Origin of the sequence: Sporolactobacillus caesalpiniae, from assembly GCF_040513385.1 — a bacterium.
GTDB lineage: Bacteria > Bacillota > Bacilli > Bacillales > Sporolactobacillaceae > Sporolactobacillus.
Map to the genome: position 1 here is coordinate 87,189 of NZ_JBEVCB010000007.1, position 23,030 is coordinate 110,218.

Here is a 23,030-nt window from a genome sequence, read left to right on the forward strand (position 1 = left end):
GTGAAATGGAAAAAAAGTTGATTTATTTTCTCTGCACCGGCAACTCCTGCCGCAGCCAAATGGCCGAAGGGTTCGGAAAAAGGTATTTAAGTGATGATTACGAGGTTCGATCGGCAGGAATCGAAGCACATGGCTTGAACCCTAAAGCGGTCGCCGTCATGAACGAAGCCGGCATCGATATTTCCAACCACGAGTCCAAACTTATTGATCCCAGTCTGCTCAACCGCGCATACCTTGTCGTCACGCTATGCGGCGATGCGGAAGATCGGTGCCCGATGACTCCGCCTCAAGTAAGAAGAGAGCATTGGGGATTTGGCGACCCGGCAAAAGCGCAGGGAACACCTGAAGAAATCTGGAGCATTTTCCAAAATGTTCGAGACGGCATTGCAGATAAAATTAAAGCATTCGCTGAAGAAGAAAAAATAGTTCACTAACCAAGGAGTGTGTTCCTATGGCACTATCGAAAGATCAAATCAGACAAAATGTACGCAACCGTTACAAACAAATTGCTCTGCAGGACGTGTCGGCATCATCTTGCGGATGCTCTTCCTCTGATGTCGGCTGCTGCGCGACACAAGAAAACAAGAATGATGTTTCCGGGCAGCTCGGCTATTCAATTGATGAATTAAACGCTGTGCCTGATGGCGCGAATCTTGGGTTAGGCTGCGGCAATCCACAAGCCATTGCATCACTGAAACCCGGCGAAAACGTATTAGATCTTGGCAGCGGCGGCGGATTCGACTGCTTCCTTGCCGCCCGGCAAGTCGGCGACAACGGAACCGTCATCGGTGTAGATATGACGCCGGAAATGATCAGCAGAGCAAGAGCGAATGCGAAAAAAGGATCCTTTTCAACTGTTGATTTTCGCTTAGGCGAGATCGAGCATTTGCCGGTCGCCGACCAATCCATTGACGTGATTCTGTCCAACTGTGTGATCAATCTTTCACCCGACAAGCCTCAAGTATTCAAAGAAGCGTACCGCGTCTTGAAGAAAGGCGGTCGGTTGGCTATTTCCGACGTTGTTCTGACCGCAGAGCTGCCCGAGAAAATAAAAAATGATTTGGATGTATCGTACTCCGGCTGTGTTTCCGGCGCTTCTTCCATTAGCGACCTGCATCACATGCTCGAGCAAAGTGGTTTTGTGCAAATCGAAATTACACCAAAGGACCAATCGAAATCATTCATAAAAGAATGGCTGCCAGGAGTCAGTATCGAAAAATATATCGTCTCATCAACCATTCAAGCAGTAAAATAACCGCATATGCACAACAATGGGAATCCTAAGACCAAATGATCTCAAAGGATTCTTTTTTTATGCTGATACCGGTGATGCTCATCGTTCTTAAAAATCCCTTTCACTGCGTAATCGCACTTTTTGTGCCGCCAGGATGAGAAAGCAAATGATCAGCGGATAAAGAATTGCCGAGCCGACAAAACAGAACATCGCTAATGTGGCTAGAAATGCAACAAGGCTGATAAAAAATTTTTTCTTCTCTTTTCTGAAAAGAACCATACCTGCCGCGCATCCACCCATATAGTTTAGCAAAAAGGTCGCATTGGGCAGTTGAATCAACTTTGTCAGTGAGATTAGGCCGTTGGCATAAGCCGTCATGACGATGAGAAAACAGACCGCTAAAAAGAGAAGACCGCCAACCGGTGTTTGATATTTTTGCGATTGTTTCATCATCCATCTCGGCGCCGCCCCTTCATTTGCCATCGCGCGCGCCATTCGCGCCGCTGAGCCGATATAGGCGATGACTGTCGCCAGGCAAATCAATAAAGCCGCGAGGCCAATAATAATCGCACCGCCTCGTCCAAACACGTGCTCCGAAACATGAACCAAGGCGGCTTGTCCCTGCTGAGCGCTTCCGGTTCCGACAACAACGAATGCGGTCATGAAATACAAACTGCCTAATAAGAGTGCGGAAATGATTGTTGCGCGATGCACATCTTTTTCCGGGTTAACGAATTCCGTTGAATAATTGGTGATTGCTTCCCAGCCGATAAAACACCAAAAGAGCAGCGTTGATGCGTGCCCAATGCTCCATGGACCGTTTGGCATGAACGGCTGAAAATGGCTCACGCGTATATGCGGCAATGATCCTGCCAAGATAGCTGACAAAATGACTAGGATCATAGCAATGACCGCGACCTGCACCTTTCCAGCCATTTGCATTCCCCGATAACTAATTAATACAGCCAAAAGTAAAACCGCGCCAGCCAGAGCAACAGTTACCGAGTTAGGAAGCCTTAACGCCGTACTTAAATAAGCAGCGCCTGTTAATGAAGCCACCGGTGCCCCGATTGGAACCGACATAAGGAAAAACCAGCCGATCATCTGCCCCGCGTGATGACCAAATGCCTCCGTCACAAAATAAGAGACGCCGCCGGAATGTGGAAACTTCTGAGACAAATACGCCATACAAAGTGCCAGCGGCAGAGCCAGGATCATGAGCAAAGCCCAATCAATGAGAGAGGCCGGACCGGCAACCTGCGCAGCGAGTCCGGGAACAAGCAGAATGCCCGCACCGAGCACAGCACCAATATATAATGCAATGGCTTGCGGCAAACGAATTGTTTTCATGTTCATCCTTCTTTCAACACTTGTTTTTATCGCCCCTTCATCATAACTGGAGAGTGAAAAGTTCTGTGTGAATAAACAAAAGGATAACCCTTAAATGGGATTTTATGGTATCCTCTATTTCTACGACAAAAGAGAGGATAAAATCGCCAAGGGTTATCGTAGTTCTTATTCTATCGTGTTCCTTCGCGATTGACTAGTGCCATGTTAAAATTTATTGATTCTGTACTTCTGTTCTTCCGTTCTTGTTTCCATAGATTCGCTACGTTTCAATGGTTTGTTGTGATCATTATCGGTTTGATGATACGTTCTGACTGTCTCGGAATCACTTCGGTGATTCGTGACTTGTCCCTAAACCCGAAGGGTTATGAGTCCATGATTCATTTCTTTCGTTCTTCCGCATGGTCTTTGAGCGAACTACGGCAACAGTGGCTGCGCGTGGTGCTCAAGTTTGCGCCGCTCAAGCATGAAGCGGGCGCCGTGGTTCTCGTTGGCGATGGCGTCAAACAGGCGAAAGAAGCCCGCTACATGCCCGCTGTGAAGAAATTGTTTCAAGAGTCCGAGGATGTATCCAAGTCCGCCTTCATCTTTGGACATCTCTGGGGTTCTGTGGGCATCCTGATCGGAAACGCTGGAAAGTTGTTCTGCCTACCTCTTTTTCTTCGCCTTCATGATGGTGTCCAGACGATTCGTCAATGGGAAACGTGCGATGAAAATCAAGACTCCCACGTGGTGCAAATGATTGATCAAGGATTTTCAGCCGCTCGGGTGCTGGGACGTGCGTTGTTTCTACTTGACCGTTATTTCTTGTCTGTACCTGCACTTCGTCGGTTGAATCAACGGAATCAGGAAGGAAGCACGCAACTGGATCTGGTGACGAAAGCAAAAACCTCCTGCGTGGCTTATGAACACCCCGTTCAAACGGGCGGACGGGGACGTCCACGGAAAAAAGGAACCAAAGTGCATGTAAGCACACTGTTTGAAACGCAGGAGAACCAGTTTCAAACGACCCGTCTGTCTCTTTATGGGAAAAAAGAGACGGTCTCTTATCTCTGCCTTGATCTGCTTTGGGGGCAAGGACTGTATCAAGAACTGCGTTTTGTGCTCGTTGTGATGGGTGGACGCCGTTCGATTCTTGCCAGCACGGATCAATCCTTAGAACCGGAGGCCATCATCCGGCTTTATGCCTGGCGTTTTACCACCGAAACTACTTTTCGAGCGATGAAACAGTCACTCGGTGCTTTTGCCTATCATTTTTGGAGCCGTTCGATGCCCAAACTGAACCGTTATCGCAAATCGGATGAACCCGATCCGCTGGATCACATAACCGAAGACCGCGCACAAAAACGGATTGTTCAAACGGTCAAAGCGATTGAAGGATCCATGATGTGCCACTGCATCGCGATGGGCTTGCTTCAGATGATTGCGTTGCGTCATGACACGAAGAGACAAAAGAATCTTTTTCGCTTTTTACGAACCCCATCCAAGGGAGCAGCTTCAGAAGCAACCATTATGGCTCATTTACGTCAGACGATTTTTCAACGGTTTGCCCGAAATCAGCATTTAGCCATAACGCAAATAATTCGAGAAAAGCAGGAAACACCTGAGTTACAGGACGAATTAATGATTTCTTAAGAGCCTAGAACTTTTGACTGCCCAGATCATAAAATGAAATAAGTAATCGCAAAAGCTGATTATTCCGTATGAATCAATCGATATTTCCGATAAGGAGATGAAAACATGGACACAAAGCAGCTTCTGACCTTCAAAATTGCCGCAGAAAATCTTAACTTTACATTAACCGCGCGTCAGCTGCACTTTGCTCAGTCCAGTGTCACTGCTCAGATTCAAGCGCTGGAGCGCGAACTTGGGCAAGTATTATTTGAACGACTGGGCAAAAAAATTCGGCTAACAGAAGCCGGCCGGCAGTTCAAAAAGTATGCAGATCAAATGATGCAGCTCACGCGCGACGCAGAAGACAAGCTCATGAATAAGCCGCCAACATTAACAATTGGCGTAACTGAAAGTCAGTGCATTTATCGGCTTCCGGAACTGTTGAAAAAATATAAACAGCACGATCCAAAAGCACAACTTATTGTAAAGCCCGTCAATTTCGACTCGGAAATTAGAGAGGGGATTATGGAAGGCAGTATCGATCTAGGCTGGATGATGGGCACGCAGCATCCGGCGCCTTTACTGGTCGGAGAGGATTTGATTGACGAAAAAATGGCACTAGTTGCTGCGTCAGAAAATCCGATTTGCAGACATTCGTTAATTTCAGATGATGACCTCAATGGTGAAACCTTTTTATTAACAGCCAAGGGCTGTTCCTATCGCAACTTGTTGGAAGATGCATTTGAAAAACACAAGATTGTTCCGGAAACTGTTATGGAATTCGTCACCGTGGAGGCGATCAAGCAGTGTGCCCTCGCCGGGGTTGGTTTGGCATTTCTTCCGATGGTTACCGTATGCAAAGAAATTGAAACCGGTCTGCTCACCAAGCTGAATTGGCAGGCAGCCCCAGAATCGATTTCAACGTATATCGCCTGGCATAAAGACAAAGTGATCACCGAGAACATGCGCTTTTTTATTGATTCGGCCCTTGCTATGTATGGAAGAAATCACGTTTCGTTGCATCCATCGAAATAATCGTTTAGAATTTTTCGATGTTCCGGAAACATGAACTCGGGAAGATGGTACTGATCTCTAAATTCAAAAGTGACTGACTCATCTGCATCAATGTTCAAGTGCCCGCTATAGTCGTTTGTTGTGTAGATCGTCGTGACTGTAACGTACTGATCACCGTTTTCTGCTTCATACAAAGGTGAACCCGAATAGACGTTGAACAGCTTTAGATTTGAAAGTTTCAGACTGGTTTCTTCTTGAATTTCACGTGTCGCGGTTTCTTCAGTCGTCTCACCAAGTTCCATCATGCCGCCTGGAATTCCCCATGTATTCTTAGGAAATATGCGTTTTTGCAGAAGCACCCGGTTCTCGCCATCGATGATCAGCACGCCGCTGACAACCAAAATAATCGGCTGATGGCCAACAGCTGCACGAATTTTTTGTACATAATTCATTTTCATCCCCACCAATCATATCCGCTTTTGAAATAGAAACAGTTCTCCTTGTCTCCCCATCGCGCGCCTGCCAGTATCTTTGAATCCTGCTTTTATATAGACATGTTGGGCAATCGCGTTCTTGTGATTAACCGCTAAAATAATCTCGTTAACTCTGGGAAAATGTACGTTCACAAACGAATTCAGTGTGGCTAAAGCTCTTGTGGCAATCCCTTGTCCTTGGAATATGCTGTTTACAGAGAATGCGCGCAACAAAAGAGCATTTTGATTGTCGCTATATGCTTTCACGCCGCCCCAGCCATGCAAGATAAAAAATCCCGCAACTTTTTCACCTATGCGAATCACAATAGGATGCCGTTCATTATCATGAATGCAATCCTGTAAACACTCAAGCGGATCGCCACTGAACTTCAGTTGTTGCTCCGTTAAGTGATAGTCTTCCAATGATGATTGATCTTTTTTCTGATAGAAATTTAGTTGAATCCCTGTTTTCACTCTTATAACCTCTCTATTTTCTAATAGGTCAGTGCGATTAACAAGATACACGCCGCAAAAATCGGTGCACCAAAGAGAAAAAGCTTTGTTACCATATTCGTTCTTTCCGATCTGCCTTCCTTGTCTTCAGCCGCAAGATTGGCTCGATTACGGTCACCGCTGACAAAGGCACCCGATGCCATTCCAGAAATCACTAGGCTCCCTGCTCCCAAGATACCCGAAACAACAATAAACAAATAATGAAATGGCGTAAAATAGCCAAGTAAAAAGAGTAAAGCGCCCACAATGAAACCAGCCATCAATAACTTCACTGTAATCCCCTCTTTCGAGAAAAACTTTGTATAACTTGCTCAAGAATGTGTGATTTTGCCGGCGATTAATTTTTCGAATGTCTCTTGCTGCTCTTCATTTTGAAAAAAGCGTTTGGGAATCATAATTCCTTTTAGTGACGAACGATACAGAATATACAGCTTCTTATCGTTGCGAATGGAACGGAAATTGCTCCATTGATAGAAGGCTTCGGAATTCGCTGTCGTTACATGTACTCCGTCATTTCGGATCAAAAAATGCCGCTCTTTTCTTATGACTTGATCTGTTATATAGATCACAAAAAATTCCACATAAAAAAGTACGCAGCAACTAACAAGAACAAAGAGTGCAAAGGGAAGGGCATAGAACAGTGCAGGAAACCAAGAGGTACTTCTCAAATTAATGAGAAAAATTAAGAACAGAGCAAGAAAAACAGCACCACCAAGGATTTTTCTTGCGACGGGTGCCTTTCCTTTTCTGTATTCCCGAAAGCTAAGTACGCCGCCGAATTGAATGTCTTGATCTTCCGTATCAGTCACCTTCTCATTCGTTAATTATCTGAAACTTTACTTAACTATTATAGCAGAAAGAGGCTTGGTACAAAGAAAAAACAGACCAGTTTGAAAACCTGCAAGTATCGTAAGAATTAAGAATTATATGTATGGACGGTGACCATGTTATGACAAAGCCTACGTTTTCTGAAGATCAGATTATACCTTCGTCCGTAGTCGTGAAGACGTTCAGTGCCGTTCGAAAGCGAGCAAAAGACAAACCACAGGTCATTACCGATAATCAGAAATTCGATTCTGTGATCCTTGATTATAAACAGTATGAAAAAATGTACGAACGCTTACACGATCTAGAGGATCGTTTGATCTATAGCGAAGCCGCTGCACGCATAAAAGAATATGATTCAAAACAAGCGATTTCACTGAAGCATTTAATGTCCGCTGAAGACGATGCGCGTTATCAGCTTTCTAACCCAGATGACATCGCAGACGAGGATTTATTTGAGTAAATGGCCAAATTCAAGATCGAATTTATTAATCGAGTCGCTGCCATTGAATTCAGCAAACTGGATGGTTCATCACATCTGTTTGTTGAAAAAGCCTTTCGTAAATTAGAATTTCGTGCCGATGAAATTGGAAAACCGCTAAGCAATACACCATTTGCCTTACTTCATGGATGTAAAGAAATCAAATTAAAACGTCTTGGCATCCGAATTATTGTCCGAATTATAAACGGACAAGCCCAAATTGTACAGATTATCAGCATTAATAAGCGAGAGAATGAACACGTCTTTCGCATCGCTTCAGAACGTTTGAACAAGCGCTCTGAATAATAGTATTCCTATTAGAAAAGGTTGGGACAAAATTCCTGATTTTATTTAATTGTTGGGATTCTTAAATTTCGTGCACAATGATATAAGCTACGTTAATTTTTAGAAACCTCATGAATAAATTGTGCATCTCTGTTAAATGTTATCTCCTAAGGAGGTAATTCCAATAAAAAAAACACTACTCTTTCTGATCATCGCTTGTTTTGCTCTAAGTAACCTAGCCATACCGGCTCATGCTGCAAGTTACCCGAAACATAAGCACGATACAAAAGGAATGGAACAAGTCTCTGATCACCTCATGGTAACTCTCTTTGATGAACAAATCACAAGTGCATTAACCAATTATTACAAGGATGACTCAATACAGGTCCACTATAATTGGTGGGATAAAAAATATGATGTTGTTGAAGTTAGTCAAGCCGAAAAAGGGAATGTTCTTCCGAAGCCATTCGTGATAAACTTTACGATTCTGGCTTACAAAAATTCAAAGCTTTTAGGGATTGATACAATCAAATTTGGTGTCACACCTAGAAACGGAACGAAAAAATCGGAACCCAAAGTAGAATTATTAAGTTACACTCATAATCTTCATAAGAATAAGTAGATGATCGATGCACTCAGCCTGAGTGCATTTTATTGTTCCACTTTATCCGTCCACTGTTCTGAATGTGAACCAAGCACGAACTATAGGAAAACCGCAGTCCTCTAGAACTAAGCGTAAAAAAAACCATACCTGATTCATGAACGAATCGAGTATGGGGGAATAGCGTTTTTTAGTTTGCTTTGCGGATAATAAAAGCTTCGTACGGTCGCAGCGGTTGGTGCGGATCAACCGTTGAATAGTTGCCAATCACCGGTTTCCATTGATCGTAAAGGAATTGAGAAAGCGGAGCAGTATCCGTATTCTCCTCTGAGAAGTTCGCAACAACCAGCCACTTTTGCTCACCATAAGTGCGCTCGTAAACAAACACGTTCGGATCATCGGCGAGATAGAGCTGATAGGTTCCCTCTCTCAGAATCGGTTCCTTGTGCCGCAGGTCAATCAGTTTCTTATAATAGTAGAAAATGGAGTCCGGATCACTAAGCGCTTCCTCCACATTAATTTCCGGATAGCGTGGATTGACTTTAAGCCACGACTTACCGTTTGTGAATCCGGCTTCAGAACTTGCGTCCCATTGCATCGGCGTGCGGGCATTGTCTCGTCCCACCTGCCATACTGCCTTCATGAACGCTTCTTCCGAAATGGATTTATTCTTCAGAACGTATTCTTTATATGCGTTCTTGATTTCCACATCATCGTATTCGTCAAGGTCATAATGGGCATTCACCATGCCGATTTCTTCACCTTGATAGACATAAGGTGTTCCCTGCATGCCGTGCAGAACCGTTGCAAATGCTTGGGCACATTCTTTGCGGTAATTCGTATCATTGCCCCACCGCGAAATAATACGCGGACGATCATGATTTTCAAAGTACAGCGCATTCCAGCCGCAGCCGCGCAAGGTCGCCTGCCAGTCGGATAGCACCTTCTTCAATTCAGTGAAATCAAACGGACGAAGCGCCCATTTACGGTTTGGCGAATTCGGCACACGGTCGAGCTCGACATGTTCAAATGTGAAAATCATATTCAGTTCTTTGCGCTCAGGATCGGTAAACAGCTTAGCAAGCTCAGCGTTTGACCCCGGGGCTTCGCCGACCGTCATACTGTTGTTCGGCGCGAGCACCTCGCGATTCATCTCCTGAATAAATTCATGCAGGCGCGGTCCGTTTTGATGCATCGATCCAACGATAAATTCTTTTCCCGGTTGCGGCGCATAATCGGGGAAATCGGTATATTTTGAGATTTCCGCGATCACGTCCATGCGCCATCCATCGACACCTTTATCGACCCAGAACTGCATCAGATCATAGACTTCCTGACGTACCTTTTCATTTTCCCAGTTCAAATCGGGCTGCTTCTTCGTGTAAAAGTGCAGATAATATTGACCGCGTTCCGGCTCAAACTCCCAGGCGGATCCGCCGAAATGCGAACCCCAATTATTCGGCGCGCTGCCGTCCGGCTTCGGATCCTTCCATATATAATAGTCACTGTACGGATTATTCTTGGATTTCTTGCTTTCTTGGAACCAGTAATGTTCGTCGGAAGTATGATTGGCGACCAGATCCATGATGATCCTAATCCCGCGTTGATGCGCCTCGGCAATCAGCCGCTCCATGTCCGCATTTGTTCCGAACCGATCATAGATTTTGCGATAGTCGCGAATATCATAGCCGTTGTCATCCTGCGGCGAATCGTAAACCGGACTGATCCAAAGCGCGTCAATTCCAAGTTCTCTCAGATAATCGAGTTTCTCAATAATTCCATTTAAATCGCCCCAGCCATCGCCGTTGCTGTCCTTGAAGCTTCGCGGATAGATTTGATAGATGACCGCGTCTTTCCACCATTCACTCATCGTTTTGCCCCTTTCATGCAGCCGTTTCTATTGCCGTCAAGCAATATGGAATACCGACAGCAGGATGCTTAATCCGATTACACCGAAAATCAGATAGTTGATGCTGACTTTTTTATTCAGCAGGTAGAAGCAGAGCAGTGTAATTCCGAGCGGAACAATGCCGACAAAAATCTGATCGAGCATCCCTTGTAATTTAAGCACCGACTCGCCCTTCATGCTCATGGAAATCGTTGTTGTAAACTTGACCATCTGGCTGGTCATACCGCCGACCATGATCAGTCCGACAATACTTGCCGCCTTCGTCAAAATGTGAATCAAACCACTCTGATAAATCTTTTCGATATAGGTTGAACCTAAGGTATAGCCAAGGAACGTTCCATAATAGCGTACCAAAATCGTTGGGATATTGAAAATCAGCAAGAACACGATTGGTGCGAGTACATTCCCTGATTGGCCCATGCTGACCGCGATTCCGGCGGCAATGACACGCAGTACACCCCAGAAGAACGAATCACCAATGCCTGCTAAAGGACCCATCAGGCTTGACTTGATCGCATTGATTGAACTTGCGTCGAAATCTTTATTCTTGCTGTTCTCTTTTTCCATTGATGCCGCAATGCCCATAATAAATGTGGACAACGGAATCGTTGTATTGAAGTAAGCCATGTGACGAACAAGTGCATCTTTCTTTTGTTTCCCATCTTTGTAAAAATGATCGATAAACGGCATCATTGAATAGCAAAAACCGGAGGCACCTTGTTTTGCCGGCGTTACCGCTGTAAACAGAGTGAACGCACGCCAGAACATTTTACGCAGCATTTTTTTCTCATCTTTGGAGACGTTCGTAATTTTACTCATCGAAGAAGTCCTCCTCTTCTGTATCCATTTGGCCCGCATTTCCTGCAGGAGCAGCCGCGGCAGGAGCGGCATTCATTTTTTTCGTCAATTGGCTTACTTGATAATCACGCTGTGCGATGGTTACCGCAATGATAGCGCCAAGAACTGCTAGAGCAACGAGCGGCAACTTCAAATAGGCAACCAGGACAAAACCAAGGAAAAAGAATGCATAGATTTTCTTATCCCAAAGCAGTTTCAGCAGCATCGCCATGCCGACTGCCGGAAGCAATCCACCGCATATGTTCAAGCCGTTCATAATTACGTGAGGAATTGCTTTCACAAAAGCATTGATTGCATCAGACCCCGCAAGGATTCCGATAAACGGAAGCAGTCCGTAAAGTCCCCATTGCAGGCACCAGGCGCCATAGTGCAAGGCGACAATTTTCCGCTCTTTTCCTTCTGCCGCCAGGCGGTCGAACACAGGAGCAAAGAACCCAATGACACCTACATATAAAAGCGTTTTCACTTGTAGACCCAGAATACCAATTGGAATCGCGAGTGGCAGGGCAACGCCTGCGCCTCCGCCCAATGTAATGGCAAATGCGGTACCAACTGCGGTCGCAAGACCAGGTTCAGCAGCACTCGCACCGCCGATATTCACAACGCCCATGAATACAGCTTCAAGTGATGCGCCAATGAGCACACCGGATTGAATATCACCCAGCGCAAGGCCGACTAAAGGACCGATAACGATTGGACGGTTTAACATAGTCATACCGAGTAATTCAGCACCGCCGACTGTAGCAATAACGATCAAAGAGACAATAATCGCTTCATACAACATGAGTTTTCACCTTGTTTCTTTTTATTTTTTTAACTGAGCGATTAGATTAGCCGCCAGTTTTTTCTCCGCAGAAGGAACGACCTGCAATGCCGTTTTTGGTTCGAGTTCCACGAGTTTTTTGAGATTTTCAAGTTCTTCATCTGTCAAGAGAACAAAGCTGCTGAGCTCCGTCTTGTCACCGCTTACAGATTTACCGACATTCCCAATATTGACGTATTGAATATCCTGGACGTTCTGCACAACGGTAAGTGCATCCTTAATCGTTTTTACAATAACCAACATGCGCATGCTTGCCGCTTTTGGATTATTAAGCACTTTAATCGCTTCATTCACCGGTTTGATCAATACTTTAATTTCACTTGGAACGGCCATTTTCAGTGCCATTTTTTGCATTTCATTGCCTGCTGCTTCATCATTCGGTACAACAATGCCTTTCACTTTCAATTCCTTAGACCAAGTCATCGCAATTTGTCCGTGAATTAGTCGTTCATCAACTCTTAATGCTACGATCATAATTATCACTCCATTTTTTTAGTGGTTAACTCAAAAAATCTTCTTCAGAATCATCAGTATCAGCAAGCTTCTCAGGTTCTACCAGAACCATGGCTTTTCTGCATTCTTCTATTTTTTTATTCATAGCTTCCTTTGTTATTGGTTCGGGCAGGAACAATGTCTCCAACACAATTGGCAGGTTAAATCCTGCGATAATAAATGCATGGTGCTTCTGCGCGTAAAGTGTCACTTTTTGATTCACACTGCCGCCAAGCAAATCAGTAAAAATGATGAGTTGATCTTGATCCGAGGCATCCGCAAAAAATTGAGTCAGCGTTTCATCTACATCTTCTTTATTAACGTAAGCATTTAAAAAAGTGATTGAATCCGTATTGCCAACCAAAATGGATAAGCTGCTTTTTATGCCATCTGCAAAGTTGCCATGTGAAGCAATTAATATTTTTTTCATCTTTCTCCACCTCGCCTTCTCTTTTTACTAAGCAACTTTCATGCCAACTTTTTTAAACGCTTTGTAAGCGCATAAAAAAACGGTCAAGAATCTGCAAAAAACGACATTAAGCGTCAAATTGCTATTCTTTAACCGTTTATAAATCACGCGTTTTATTCATTTTTAAACACTTATGCATGAATCCAGTGTCCTTTTTAAACACATTATGTATCCGTTTACTCTTTAAAGGCAATCCGATGAAAAAACGCACCCATTTATCACTGAGAAAAATCAATGTCAATTTCCGTTATGTGTTGCGCAACTGTTGCAAATTAAGGTTTAGGAACGATAAACGGTTTCAGTAGTTCATAAAGTAATGAAAGTTCATAACCATTGACATGAATATTGTACTTAGCTTCTATATCGTGGAAAATCTCTTTCGTTATCGCGATAAATTCTTGCTCTTTTTCCGAGTGTTGCACACTGACATTGTCTCGTGCACTGCTGTCTTTTGTCGTGATTAAGCGCTCGACCATAAACGCGATGTGCATATACAAATTCAATTTGACCTTGCCGTCGAGCAAGATCTCATAATATTTTTCATACATGGAAATCACGTGCTCAACTTCATTAATAATAACGTTCGGATTTAGGAAGCTTAGACGATTAGACACGCCTTCGATCGTGAAGTTCTTCAAGAACTCTTGAATCATGAGTTCAAAATGCGGACGACTGAGGAAACCGTTCAGCCCTTTCCACAAGTAGTTCTTACCCTTGTCTTCGAGAATTTCATAAATATTGACATTAGGCACGTCAAGCGTGGATGGCAAGTCTGATGTAGTAATAATAAACATGGTCTGTTTAAAATAAGACTCATCATTGCGCGCGATCGCGTCCCGCAGCTCTTTGTATTCCATCGTCAGTACTGAGAGATACTCCTGGGGAATATAGTGCGTCATTATCTCGCGCACACGATTGGAAATACCGACCCCGGACATACACGAAATAATAATATTTTTTCCCTGCGTCAACCCTTCAAAGTAGCGGGCCTCAATGGCATAATTCGTTTTCGCCTGTTCCGCGATTTTCTTAAACGGAACATTCTGCACCATCTTCATACCAATATCAAGCGCAACTGCCGTAGTTAAGTTATTGATAATGAGAAGATCACCAATCAGCTGATTCTTGATCGATGAATAGAGACGGGTTAAGGACCCCATATCCACAAGCAGAATTAATCCGTCACTTGTATCCTGTCTTTTCAGATAGTCCTTTACTTTATCAATAATCTTACTAAGATCAGTGGCAATCGGCATATCAATCGATTCGAATACAAAGGTATGACACAATTGATTGGCCACCGCCTGAATACTGCTCGCCGTGTGGCGGCCATGGGCGACAATCAGACCGTGCAGACGGATATTTTCTTCCAGATGAGGTTGTAAATAAAAGGTATAGATTTGCGTCAGCACCTGCGGCCATCGATCCGTGAATGCTGCAATGCGCTCCATCAGCTTCTCGGCGACATAATGCGCCTTTGGAAACAAGCGCGCCACTCGTTTGTTTAGCAGCTCCATATCAAATTCAGGCAACTCATCGACACGTTTCAACAGAACGAAGGCGTCGTACATTCCGTCAATCGTTTCCTTTGAGCACTCGACCCCATAGCGTTCTTTCATCCATAGCGCATGTTCATCCACCAACTCACGTATTGAGGAAAATTGACCGATAAAGGAACGCTCCTCACGCTTGTTCTGACTGATCTGCTGCGAGAGTCTTTTAAATTCCAGAATCAGTGTGGAGCGGTCGTTTGCCGTATCCTCTTCAGGATAATTGGCTAGATAGGATAAAAAGTCGGCGATTTGCCGCGCCCATTGGCGAGTTGCCGGTTTCAATTCAAGTGCCTCATTTTCAAAGTGAACGCGCAGCGGTGATAAATGGCGATGCAAAACCACATGATCTGTTTTTTGTTCGTTATTTAACGGAAGATACGTTAAATTGATCATTAAGACGTTTTGATTCGGCTGCGCGGTAAATGCATGCGCGCAGCTCAATTGAATCATATTACGCATCATACCGACATTGCCTTCAAGCTGTTGAAAACATAATTGATTAAGTACTTCACTGCTGACTTCAATATCTTTATGAATTTTTTTGGCTTCCTGAAAATAGCAGTTATAGACCAGTTGAAGCCGTTCGGAAAATGGCCGTTCACTTAAATCGCTAATATGAATTTTTAACGCAATTCTTCTTCGAAACGTTGCTAGAAGTACTTCATCATTTTGTTCGGTTGTCGCGAAAATCAAACGAACCTTAGACGACTGCCAATTTTTATTCTCACCGATTGGCCGAAATTGCCCTTTATCCATAAAAACAAATAATTTCTCCTGATTTTCAAAGGACAGACGGTGAATTTCATCAAAAAACAGATAACCACCATCCGCCTGTTTGAGCAGTCCTTCTTTATCCTGATCCGCTCCGGTAAAGGCACCTTTCTTATGACCGAATAATGTGCTTGAAAGCAGCTCCGGGTTATTGGCATAATCCGCGCAGTTCAAAATGATGAACGGTGCATTCGCCTCAATCACGCCTTTGTCCTGTGCGTAGCGATAAATCAAGCTTGCAAGAAAACTTTTGCCCACACCGCTCTTTCCATTAATGATCAGCGGCAGACCATTCGGAGGATAGTTGACCGCCGCTTTACACTGCTCAATAATTGATTTTTGACTTCCGTCATAACCAACAAACGCATGAAAGGCATCGGTTTCTCGTACGGGCTCATTTACTTCATGATGGACAGCAACCCAATAAACTGGTTTGGTCCCACTTTTCTGTGCGCGGCCTTCTTTTAACAAACCGCTTAAATAGTGGCTGACGACCGGCCGACTCAAATTCAGTTGTTCGGCTAATTCTGAAGCCGTAACCCCTTTATCCGTTTGATTCGCTAACTGCGATAAGGCTTCATATACTCTGTCCTGTGCTTTCATGAAGGTTGTTCTTCCTCCCGCCTTTTGCTCTACTACTTATTATATCAAAGTCAAGACTAAGAGGCGATTCGCGCAAGTGGCCTACCGCCACACTGAACGTGCCCTCCTCCGTTCAGCTTCCAGATCGCAGAGTAGCGGTAATATCTATTTAGTATCAAATAATGGTGGAAGAATAGTGTACTTTTTTAATCATCAGGAAATTAACGAGAACATTGTGAAAGGATAAGAAGTCCTCCACCAATAATAACTATAACCACAACCAGAGTAATAATGTTTGTAAGACAACCGCCATTGGTTAATGATTTTAAATCACCGACCATTGAACGATTAATAGAGTCTGAGAGATTGATCACTGGATGTTTTTTGTATTCGTTTGATTGTTTTTTGTCTTGGTCTTGGCTCACAAAAACACTCCCTCAAGAAATCAGCCTTTATATTTTATATCTAACAAATACCCTGTATTATCAATATTTCCATATGTTTAACCGTTCATTTTCTGAACTACGATTTTATGAAATTAAAAATATATGAATTCCACGTTGATCGTATGTGTTGAAGGCATTCCCATTTATATGAATTTTAGCACTCTTTGCGATAGGTCAACAAGAGCATGAAACCTCTATTTTTTCCACTTCTTTAGAGCGCTACGCAGGGTTGACCTGCTTTTTAGATTTACGTTGACCACTGGACCGCATCGTGGCAGACTTGACAAATAAATTAGAGCGCAGTACAGTAAATCTACTGACTATTATCTGCGCAGCGGTTTGCTTGATAGATTAACTTGACAGAATGCCTCAAAAACGTTGATCTAAAGGCTTTTACTACATAGTATTACTGAGGGGCATTAGCTCAGCTGGGAGAGCGCTTCGCTGGCAGCGAAGAGGTCAGCGGTTCGAGCCCGCTATGCTCCATAATTAAGAAAAAGCTTCACAGGGATCAGCCCTGCGAAGCTTTTTTAGTAAACGCATCACTTAATATGTTTGTTTAACCATTAATGAAAGTATGGTGAATCCTTTATGGAGCATGAGAGGCTCGTTGAAGAACAGACACTCTTTCTCGAAGAAATCGAAGAAGGAACTATTTTAAAGAATTGCGAAATTGACAGCAATCAGGAACGAAAGCTTTTGAGCGGCGTTCAGTTTATCCATTGCGTGTTTCTCTTTGACGACTTCACGAAAACAGAGATTTTAGACTGCTCGTTTTCACATTGTGAATTTTCCAATTTTGATTTTGAGAAGGCGCTCTTGTATCGAGATACGTTTACTGCCTGTAAATTATTAGGAACCAACTTTATCCAAGCGACCTTCAAGGATACACAATTCACCGACTGTCTCATGACCTATGTGAATTTCTCAGAAGCAAAATTTACACAGATCACCTTTGAAACAGATAAAATCAATGACGCCTCTTTCCAACATGTGCAAATGAAAAAAATGACGTTTGATCGTTCCTTCATCGACGGAGCTGATTTCAGCGAGACCTCGCTTAAAGACATTAACCTGTCCAGTTGTGAATTTTCGATGATCCGAATTGACGTTAACTTGGTGAGAGGACTAAAAATCAATCAATTTCAGGCAGCTGGCCTTATCTCATCGTTTGGGATCAAAGTCGTTGAGTAATTTCATTTTCAGAACATGTTCACCTTAAGGTAATGTCTCTCCCAAAAATTTCTCAGGAATCGATAAGGTCGGTGCTCCGAGGGCAAACGGTGCAACTTCATATTGTGCGAATTGAACCTTTAATCCGTGATTCGTCCAAAAATAGCTGTGTCCGTAAATAGTCGGTTTATTGCCATTACTAAATGCAAGGTAGTAACGGTCTTTATGCTTTTTCATGTAGGTCTGAACATAATGATTTGCCTTTTGGTAAGCGGAATTCGACTTGAAATTCGTTTTTAGAGAGACATTTTTTTCGTTTTTTGTTAAAAAGTTATAGGTCGTATAACTGGAGACGCCATGTGCCGCACCAGCTGAATACTCATTTTCGCTGAATTCAATACTCAATTTTCCATGCTTAAAATAGCGTACTTTGTATGACAATCCGTACTGGCTTTTCATGATTTCGCCGCCGCCTTTAAACGGCGGATTTTCTTTAATGAATTTTTTTCGGTTCTCGTATACCTTTTCCGCATAGTTCTTTAATGTCTTATTTATTTTCATTTCCGTTTTCTTGTTTGACAATTGCCTAATTTGCGGGTAGCGAATGTACATTAATTCTGGGGTGCTCATTCGAGACGGCTTTGCTTTATAAAGTGTGTATCGATGCACTTTAGGCAAGGCTGTTGCTTCCGTTGCGCTGCAAGCAACAGTTAGTATTAGAAAACTTGGCTTCGCTAGTCTCTGACGAAGGCGAAGACTTAGTTGCGCTTATACTATACTCCGCTGAATTTTTGAACTTTCTTATAGTACAAGAATCAGGCAGGCGATTATCGCGATTTCAAACTTTAAACATTTTCTCATGAGTTCACCCCTTCAATGATTTTCTTAATACGATCATCATATCAAAAAAAGCACACATAAAAACAGCAAGGCTCCATGATTCATCGAACCCTGCTGTTCTATATACGGTCACTATTCTTTTTCCCAGTATCCTGATTATCCTTGAGCCTTAACGTTCACATTGGCAACACGCCGGTCATCCAAGATCTGTTCAATTCGGTTCAGTTCATGATGATTCTTCATAATTTCTTCTTTGTTTCGTTTAACTAATTGTATATAGGTCGCTTTTTTTCTCATGTCAATCATCCCTCTCTGCTTGTTGAGTTCATTATAACGAAGTTTTTTGAAGATAAGATTAATGAATTGTGTGATTTTTTTGACTCAATGATATTCTAAGTCGGGGCCATGTTTGTGAGCTGTGTTTCTTTAGTATAAACACGAAGAGCATCGTTCTTGGTCAAATAAAGAACAATGCCTTTTTCTTTCTATTGATGAACTGTTTTCTTCGGTTTCTGATCCAAATCAAATTTGAAAGTGAAATTATCTTTGTTTTTCTTGAATGCGTGCGTTCGATTGACCTGAGGTGAAAAGGTACGCACATAGACTTTATCATGGCTAAGGTCGAAGCCCATGATGCGGATATACCCTTGCCCGCCTTTAACCGATTGGTAATCCGATAAGATTTGCATGACTTTCCGATCTGGTTTACCATCACGATTATCATCAACCGTGTCCACACGTCGCGCTGCGCCATAGCTGTGCCCGTTCATCACCATTCGGACATTACGGTTCGGCAGAACGACCTTTTCGAATAACATTTGTCCTTGTGTCGTCCGCTTCCCGTAGCTCCCGAGGTAGTCATGGACGAACAAAATGGCGATCCGGTTGCGATATACATGCAAAACATGATTCATCCAGGCGATTTCTTGCCCGCCAATGCCCCATCCCATGCCAAGCATAATGTAGTTCTGACCATTCGCGTTAATTAAATCAAAATGCCCTTTATTGTTATCATAGGATCCCCCGTACCACGGATTCCACATATACCGTTCTTCGCCAAAATAGCGATCAAAAGAGCGGTAATTCTTTTGAAATCCGACATCATGGTTTCCGGTGATGATACCATACGGCACTTTTGCCTCGTCCAAGATATTCATCGCCTTGTCGGCGGCCTTCCATTGATACGGTTGATCATAATTATTAACAATATCTCCTAAGTGAAAAATATAGTTTAGTTTCAGTGAATCACGGTTGCTGACAAACCAATGATTCATTCGTTTGAAGATATCCGGGTGAGATCGACTGTAATACTGCGTATCCGGAAGGACGCCAAATGTAAAATCAATCGTATGTATTCCTTTAAAAAGTTTGTGTGCAACCTTCGGCTCCTGATTCGCATTCGGAGTCAATTTCGGTTTTTTGAAAAAGACATGATGGATTCGTTTGGAATCGCTCATATGTCGCTCAGCCGTTACCATTTGAGCATTTCGTTCTGCATGATTCCCCGGGAAAAGACTAAGAATCCCAGAAATGACACAAATAACGAAAAAAAAGACAATTAGAATTTTTAAAGCAAGAAAGCCTCGCCAATTATTACGTCTCATAACCCTCTTCTCCCTTCTGCGGTCAGACCATTTTCGTGATGGACCTGCTCGCATGGTTTCAGGTCGCCCTCACACCTTCCCAAGCTGATGTACTTTCTCCACGATTCCACACGCGCATCCCTTCTTTAACCTGCACCTTCTTGCCATTTTCATGCAAAAAAAAAAGAACTTTCTCCAGAAATTCTGAAAAAAGTTCTCTTTAAACTACCCATTTTTTATAATAAACTAGATGGCGTTACACTCGGTGGAATCAGACACTCATAGGTTTCACCATCGAGCCGCTCCTTAAATTCACGCGTTGCCGCTGCTAGCAGTTCCGGATCTTCCACAGCTTTGAGCGCGGTACACGCCATCGCTTCTCCGGCAAACAAAGCCGCATTTAACGCAAAATCTTGTGTACCCTGAGCGACTACTTGCCATGTATGAGGCACCGTAGCGAATGCCCAAGTTGAGGTAAAGCACTGGGCAGTTGGCACATTCCAACTGACATCGGAAACATCAGTAGAACCTTCCATAAAGGTTTCTTGGTCAGGGCATGGAATAATCCAGTCGGCGATCGGTTTTTGGGCGATCTTTTCCCGCTCGTCATTTGTTAAGAATTTCATTGCAAAATTCTTCTCATTGTCGCCCAATGAATCATAAATATCCTTTATAAAAGCCTCATCTTTTTTACTCGGTTCAGGAAAACCAATTTCCTCCATATAACCGGCCATCACTTGATGCAGTGCCGTGTTCGGAATCAGATTGCAGCAGCCGCCTTCAATTCGATAGCTCATTTCCGTGTCGGTCATGAGCGCCGCACCCTTAGCGACATTAACAACACGTTTGAACAATTCCTTTACTTCATTTGGTTTCGGCGAGCGCACAAGAAATCGTTCTTCAGCAATCGCTTGAACGACATTCGGCGATACCCCGCCGGTATTAGTCACCGCGTAGTGGACACGCGCTTTGTCCGCCATATGCTCACGCAAATAGTTGACACCGACATTCATCAACTCCATTGCATCCAAAGCGCTGCGTCCGAGTTCCGGCAAGGCAGCCGCATGTGCGCTGACACCTTTAAAAGTAAATCGTGCTTCAATGACCGCATTGGAAGAAAGATGCTGCACCGCGTTCTTTGAATCCGGATGCCAAGAAAAGGCAGCATCCACATCTTTGAAACAGCCTTCTCTAGCCATATAAGCCTTGCCGTTTCCACTCTCCTCAGCCGGGCAGCCGTAATAACGGACGGTTCCTGTAAGCTGATGCTTCGTCATGTATTCTTTTGCGGCAAAAGCTGCTGCAAGTGAGCCGACTCCTAGCAGATTGTGTCCACATCCATGACCATTCCCATTGGGTACAATCGGATCATGAACAGCTTTGTCTCTCTTCTGACTTAATCCGGCAAGTGCATCGAATTCGCCAAGAAAAGCAATAACCGGTTTGCCAGAGCCGTAGCTTCCGATAAAACCGGTCTTCAAACCGGCGACACCGCGCTCAACGGCAAATCCTTCTTCCTCAAGTGCTTTGCTCAAGCATTCAGCAGATTGGATTTCACCAAAGTGAAGTTCCGCAAAATCCCAAACCTTTTCGCTAAGCAATTGATAGGTGTTTCTTTTGTCATAAATCATACGCTTAATTTCATCAATTAGTCCCAAATCAGATTCACCTTCCGTCTTATGTTTTTAGTGTTCAGCAAATTCGGTCAGTAAGTAAGCCATGTGCAGACTTCCGTCAACATAATCCTTCATACGGATCGATTCATTTGGTGCATGCGCCTTGGATTCTGCCCAGCCAACCCCAGTACTGACAATCGGAAGATGGAGGTATTTATCGAAAACATACATTGGACCTGTCCCTGCCGAATTTGGATACAGAACGGCTTCAGACTGGTACGCTTCTTCAGCAGTCTTCTTGACTAATTTCAAGAACGGATCATTTATATCCGAGCGGAAAGCACGCTGTGACTCGATCATTTCCACCTTAACATCTGAAAAACCGTGACGAACAAGATGCCGTTCAAAACAAGCAAGCAGATGTTCGCCGGTTTGTCCGGGAACCATTCGGCAATCAATTTTTACTTTTGCCTCTTTAGGAAGAACGGTTTTAGCACCTTCACCGATATAACCGCTGACCATACCGCAGATCGTCAACGTCGGGTATAGCATTAGCGCGTCCTGGGGTACCTCACCGCGTGCTTCGGTAATAAACGGACGCGTAAGACCAAACGATTTTTTCAATGCTGCATCATTAAAAGGAACCGCGCGAACCGTTTTAATTAATGCTTCATCTGGTTCCTCAATCTCATCAAAAAAACCGTCGACGGTTATATCGTTGTTTTGATTTTTCATGCTAGCAAGTGCCTGAACCAATCGCCATGCAGGATTATCAATGACGGCGGCGAGCGACGAGTGAATATCAATGATCGCGCTCTTCGTTGAGAATTCATAATAAGCAGACCCTTTTATTCCGGCAAAAAGCGATACGCGTTCCGCTGCATCCTTATTGCCGAACTCCCAGATGCAAGCGTCCGACTTAAATAGCTCTGCATATTTCTCTAAATAGGCGGCTATGCTCGGGCTACCGACTTCTTCTTCACCCTCAATAAGAAACTTGATATTGCAAGGCAGGCCATCGGTGTTCTCCAATGCTCTAATTGCAGCCAAACGCTGCATTAATGTTCCCTTATTATCAGCGGTACCGCGCGCATAAAGGATACCATCTTTCAAATAAGGCTCGAACGGATCTGAATTCCATTCATCAAGCGGATCCGGTGGCTGTACGTCATAGTGATCATAGAAAAGCAAGGTCTTGCTTGCATTGCCTTTTTCATCGGCAGGTAAAAAGCCGTAAATTATCGGGTTGCCGCCTAAGTCGTCAAGTACCTTAACTTCTGCGCCAAGGCTGTTCAATAATTCAGATACAAAGTTGACCGTTTCGGGAATGGCCAAATTCTGAGCGGAAACTGTTTTGAGTCGTAAATAGCTGTAAAGCGTTTCAATTGATCGATCCGCTTGTGCGCGTACTTCCTCCTCCAGTACTTTTCTCTTGTTGTCATCCATGATATCGCTTCCTTAACTTCATTAATTTGATGAGTAAAAAATTTAAACAGCTGACTCAATATAGAGCAGCTGTTTAAATGTG

Annotated in this window: 25 protein-coding genes and 1 tRNA gene; 9 read left to right on the top strand and 17 right to left on the bottom strand. The window is 43.6% G+C overall.

Annotated features, from left to right (window positions below; all coding sequences use genetic code 11):
- Positions 1–5: 5 nt before the first annotated feature.
- Positions 6–434, top strand: a complete 429-nt coding sequence (gene arsC, locus ABWW58_RS14650) for an arsenate reductase (thioredoxin) (RefSeq protein WP_353869817.1) — start codon at positions 6–8, stop codon at positions 432–434.
- A gap of 17 nt (positions 435–451) precedes the next feature.
- The gene (locus tag ABWW58_RS14655; RefSeq protein WP_353869818.1) at positions 452–1,255 is read left to right on the top strand and encodes an arsenite methyltransferase; all 804 of its coding nucleotides are present in this window, start codon (positions 452–454) and stop codon (positions 1,253–1,255) included.
- An 87-nt stretch (positions 1,256–1,342) separates the two neighbouring features.
- Here ABWW58_RS14655 and ABWW58_RS14660 read toward each other — a convergent pair whose 3' ends face one another.
- Positions 1,343–2,584 carry an APC family permease gene (locus ABWW58_RS14660; RefSeq protein WP_353869819.1) on the bottom strand — a complete coding sequence of 414 codons (1,242 nt, stop codon included), beginning with the start codon at positions 2,582–2,584 and terminating at the stop codon, positions 1,343–1,345.
- Between the two features lie 201 nt (positions 2,585–2,785).
- On the opposite strand from ABWW58_RS14660, the gene ABWW58_RS14665 reads away from it, so the two are divergent.
- Positions 2,786–4,216, top strand: a complete 1,431-nt coding sequence (locus ABWW58_RS14665; RefSeq protein ID WP_353867738.1) for a transposase — start codon at positions 2,786–2,788, stop codon at positions 4,214–4,216.
- Positions 4,217–4,321: 105 nt separating this feature from the next.
- On the top strand, positions 4,322–5,230 hold the full coding sequence (locus tag ABWW58_RS14670; RefSeq protein WP_353869820.1) for a LysR family transcriptional regulator: 909 nt from the start codon (positions 4,322–4,324) through the stop codon (positions 5,228–5,230).
- On the opposite strand, the gene ABWW58_RS14675 is transcribed toward ABWW58_RS14670, so the two are convergent.
- The 4 genes from ABWW58_RS14675 to ABWW58_RS14690 are packed head-to-tail and all read right to left on the bottom strand — an operon-like array spanning position 5,203 to position 7,004.
- A complete protein-coding gene (locus tag ABWW58_RS14675) occupies positions 5,203–5,661 on the bottom strand; it encodes an NUDIX domain-containing protein (RefSeq protein ID WP_353869821.1) in 459 nt (152 codons plus the stop codon). The genes ABWW58_RS14670 and ABWW58_RS14675 overlap by 28 nt on opposite strands.
- 15 nt (positions 5,662–5,676) lie before the next feature.
- Positions 5,677–6,156: a GNAT family N-acetyltransferase gene (locus ABWW58_RS14680; RefSeq protein ID WP_353869822.1), complete on the bottom strand. Its 480-nt coding sequence runs from the start codon at positions 6,154–6,156 to the stop codon at positions 5,677–5,679.
- 20 nt (positions 6,157–6,176) lie between these two features.
- Positions 6,177–6,467: a DUF5316 domain-containing protein gene (locus ABWW58_RS14685; protein ID WP_353869823.1), complete on the bottom strand. Its 291-nt coding sequence runs from the start codon at positions 6,465–6,467 to the stop codon at positions 6,177–6,179.
- Between the two features lie 39 nt (positions 6,468–6,506).
- On the bottom strand, positions 6,507–7,004 hold the full coding sequence (locus ABWW58_RS14690; RefSeq protein ID WP_353869824.1) for a YcxB family protein: 498 nt from the start codon (positions 7,002–7,004) through the stop codon (positions 6,507–6,509).
- A 140-nt stretch (positions 7,005–7,144) separates the two neighbouring features.
- Here ABWW58_RS14690 and ABWW58_RS14695 point away from each other — a divergent pair, with 140 nt between their 5' ends.
- The 3 genes from ABWW58_RS14695 to ABWW58_RS14705 all read left to right on the top strand — a co-directional run bounded on the left by ABWW58_RS14695 (position 7,145) and on the right by ABWW58_RS14705 (position 8,408).
- Positions 7,145–7,483: a type II toxin-antitoxin system Phd/YefM family antitoxin gene (locus ABWW58_RS14695; RefSeq protein WP_353869825.1), complete on the top strand. Its 339-nt coding sequence runs from the start codon at positions 7,145–7,147 to the stop codon at positions 7,481–7,483.
- The gene (locus tag ABWW58_RS14700) at positions 7,484–7,807 is read left to right on the top strand and encodes a hypothetical protein (RefSeq protein WP_353869826.1); all 324 of its coding nucleotides are present in this window, start codon (positions 7,484–7,486) and stop codon (positions 7,805–7,807) included.
- Positions 7,808–8,078: 271 nt separating this feature from the next.
- On the top strand, positions 8,079–8,408 hold the full coding sequence (locus tag ABWW58_RS14705) for a DUF3888 domain-containing protein (protein ID WP_353869827.1): 330 nt from the start codon (positions 8,079–8,081) through the stop codon (positions 8,406–8,408).
- 169 nt (positions 8,409–8,577) lie between these two features.
- On the opposite strand, the gene ABWW58_RS14710 is transcribed toward ABWW58_RS14705, so the two are convergent.
- The 7 genes from ABWW58_RS14710 to ABWW58_RS14740 form a co-directional block, all read right to left on the bottom strand.
- Positions 8,578–10,257, bottom strand: a complete 1,680-nt coding sequence (locus ABWW58_RS14710; protein WP_353869828.1) for a glycoside hydrolase family 13 protein — start codon at positions 10,255–10,257, stop codon at positions 8,578–8,580.
- A gap of 36 nt (positions 10,258–10,293) precedes the next feature.
- A complete protein-coding gene (locus tag ABWW58_RS14715) occupies positions 10,294–11,115 on the bottom strand; it encodes a PTS system mannose/fructose/sorbose family transporter subunit IID (RefSeq protein ID WP_353869829.1) in 822 nt (273 codons plus the stop codon).
- On the bottom strand, positions 11,108–11,938 hold the full coding sequence (locus ABWW58_RS14720; RefSeq protein WP_353869830.1) for a PTS mannose/fructose/sorbose/N-acetylgalactosamine transporter subunit IIC: 831 nt from the start codon (positions 11,936–11,938) through the stop codon (positions 11,108–11,110). Before ABWW58_RS14720 ends, ABWW58_RS14715 begins: the two co-directional genes overlap by 8 nt.
- A gap of 21 nt (positions 11,939–11,959) precedes the next feature.
- Positions 11,960–12,451, bottom strand: coding sequence for a PTS sugar transporter subunit IIB (locus tag ABWW58_RS14725; RefSeq protein ID WP_353869831.1), 492 nt, complete (start codon positions 12,449–12,451; stop codon positions 11,960–11,962).
- A 25-nt stretch (positions 12,452–12,476) separates the two neighbouring features.
- A complete protein-coding gene (locus tag ABWW58_RS14730) occupies positions 12,477–12,899 on the bottom strand; it encodes a PTS sugar transporter subunit IIA (protein WP_353869832.1) in 423 nt (140 codons plus the stop codon).
- Between the two features lie 311 nt (positions 12,900–13,210).
- Positions 13,211–15,865, bottom strand: a complete 2,655-nt coding sequence (locus tag ABWW58_RS14735) for a sigma 54-interacting transcriptional regulator (protein ID WP_353869833.1) — start codon at positions 15,863–15,865, stop codon at positions 13,211–13,213.
- A gap of 200 nt (positions 15,866–16,065) precedes the next feature.
- Entirely contained in the window at positions 16,066–16,269 is a 204-nt protein-coding gene (locus tag ABWW58_RS14740) for a hypothetical protein (RefSeq protein ID WP_353869834.1), read from the bottom strand.
- Positions 16,270–16,703: 434 nt separating this feature from the next.
- On the opposite strand from ABWW58_RS14740, the gene ABWW58_RS14745 reads away from it, so the two are divergent.
- Positions 16,704–16,776: transfer RNA gene (locus tag ABWW58_RS14745), tRNA-Ala, on the top strand.
- 105 nt (positions 16,777–16,881) lie between these two features.
- The gene (locus ABWW58_RS14750) at positions 16,882–17,484 is read left to right on the top strand and encodes a pentapeptide repeat-containing protein (RefSeq protein ID WP_353869835.1); all 603 of its coding nucleotides are present in this window, start codon (positions 16,882–16,884) and stop codon (positions 17,482–17,484) included.
- A gap of 24 nt (positions 17,485–17,508) precedes the next feature.
- Here the strand turns inward: ABWW58_RS14750 and ABWW58_RS14755 are convergent, their stop codons facing one another.
- The 5 genes from ABWW58_RS14755 to ABWW58_RS14775 form a co-directional block, all read right to left on the bottom strand.
- Positions 17,509–18,132, bottom strand: a complete 624-nt coding sequence (locus ABWW58_RS14755) for a PdaC/RsiV family protein (protein WP_353870015.1) — start codon at positions 18,130–18,132, stop codon at positions 17,509–17,511.
- Positions 18,133–18,459: 327 nt separating this feature from the next.
- Complete coding sequence (locus ABWW58_RS14760; RefSeq protein WP_353869836.1) at positions 18,460–18,600, bottom strand: FbpB family small basic protein; 141 nt, start codon at positions 18,598–18,600, stop codon at positions 18,460–18,462.
- 188 nt (positions 18,601–18,788) lie between these two features.
- Positions 18,789–19,907: a metallophosphoesterase gene (locus ABWW58_RS14765; protein ID WP_353869837.1), complete on the bottom strand. Its 1,119-nt coding sequence runs from the start codon at positions 19,905–19,907 to the stop codon at positions 18,789–18,791.
- Between the two features lie 215 nt (positions 19,908–20,122).
- Positions 20,123–21,544, bottom strand: coding sequence for a M20 family metallopeptidase (locus ABWW58_RS14770; protein WP_353869838.1), 1,422 nt, complete (start codon positions 21,542–21,544; stop codon positions 20,123–20,125).
- 27 nt (positions 21,545–21,571) lie between these two features.
- A complete protein-coding gene (locus ABWW58_RS14775) occupies positions 21,572–22,948 on the bottom strand; it encodes a M20/M25/M40 family metallo-hydrolase (RefSeq protein WP_353869839.1) in 1,377 nt (458 codons plus the stop codon).
- Positions 22,949–23,030: the final 82 nt, after the last annotated feature.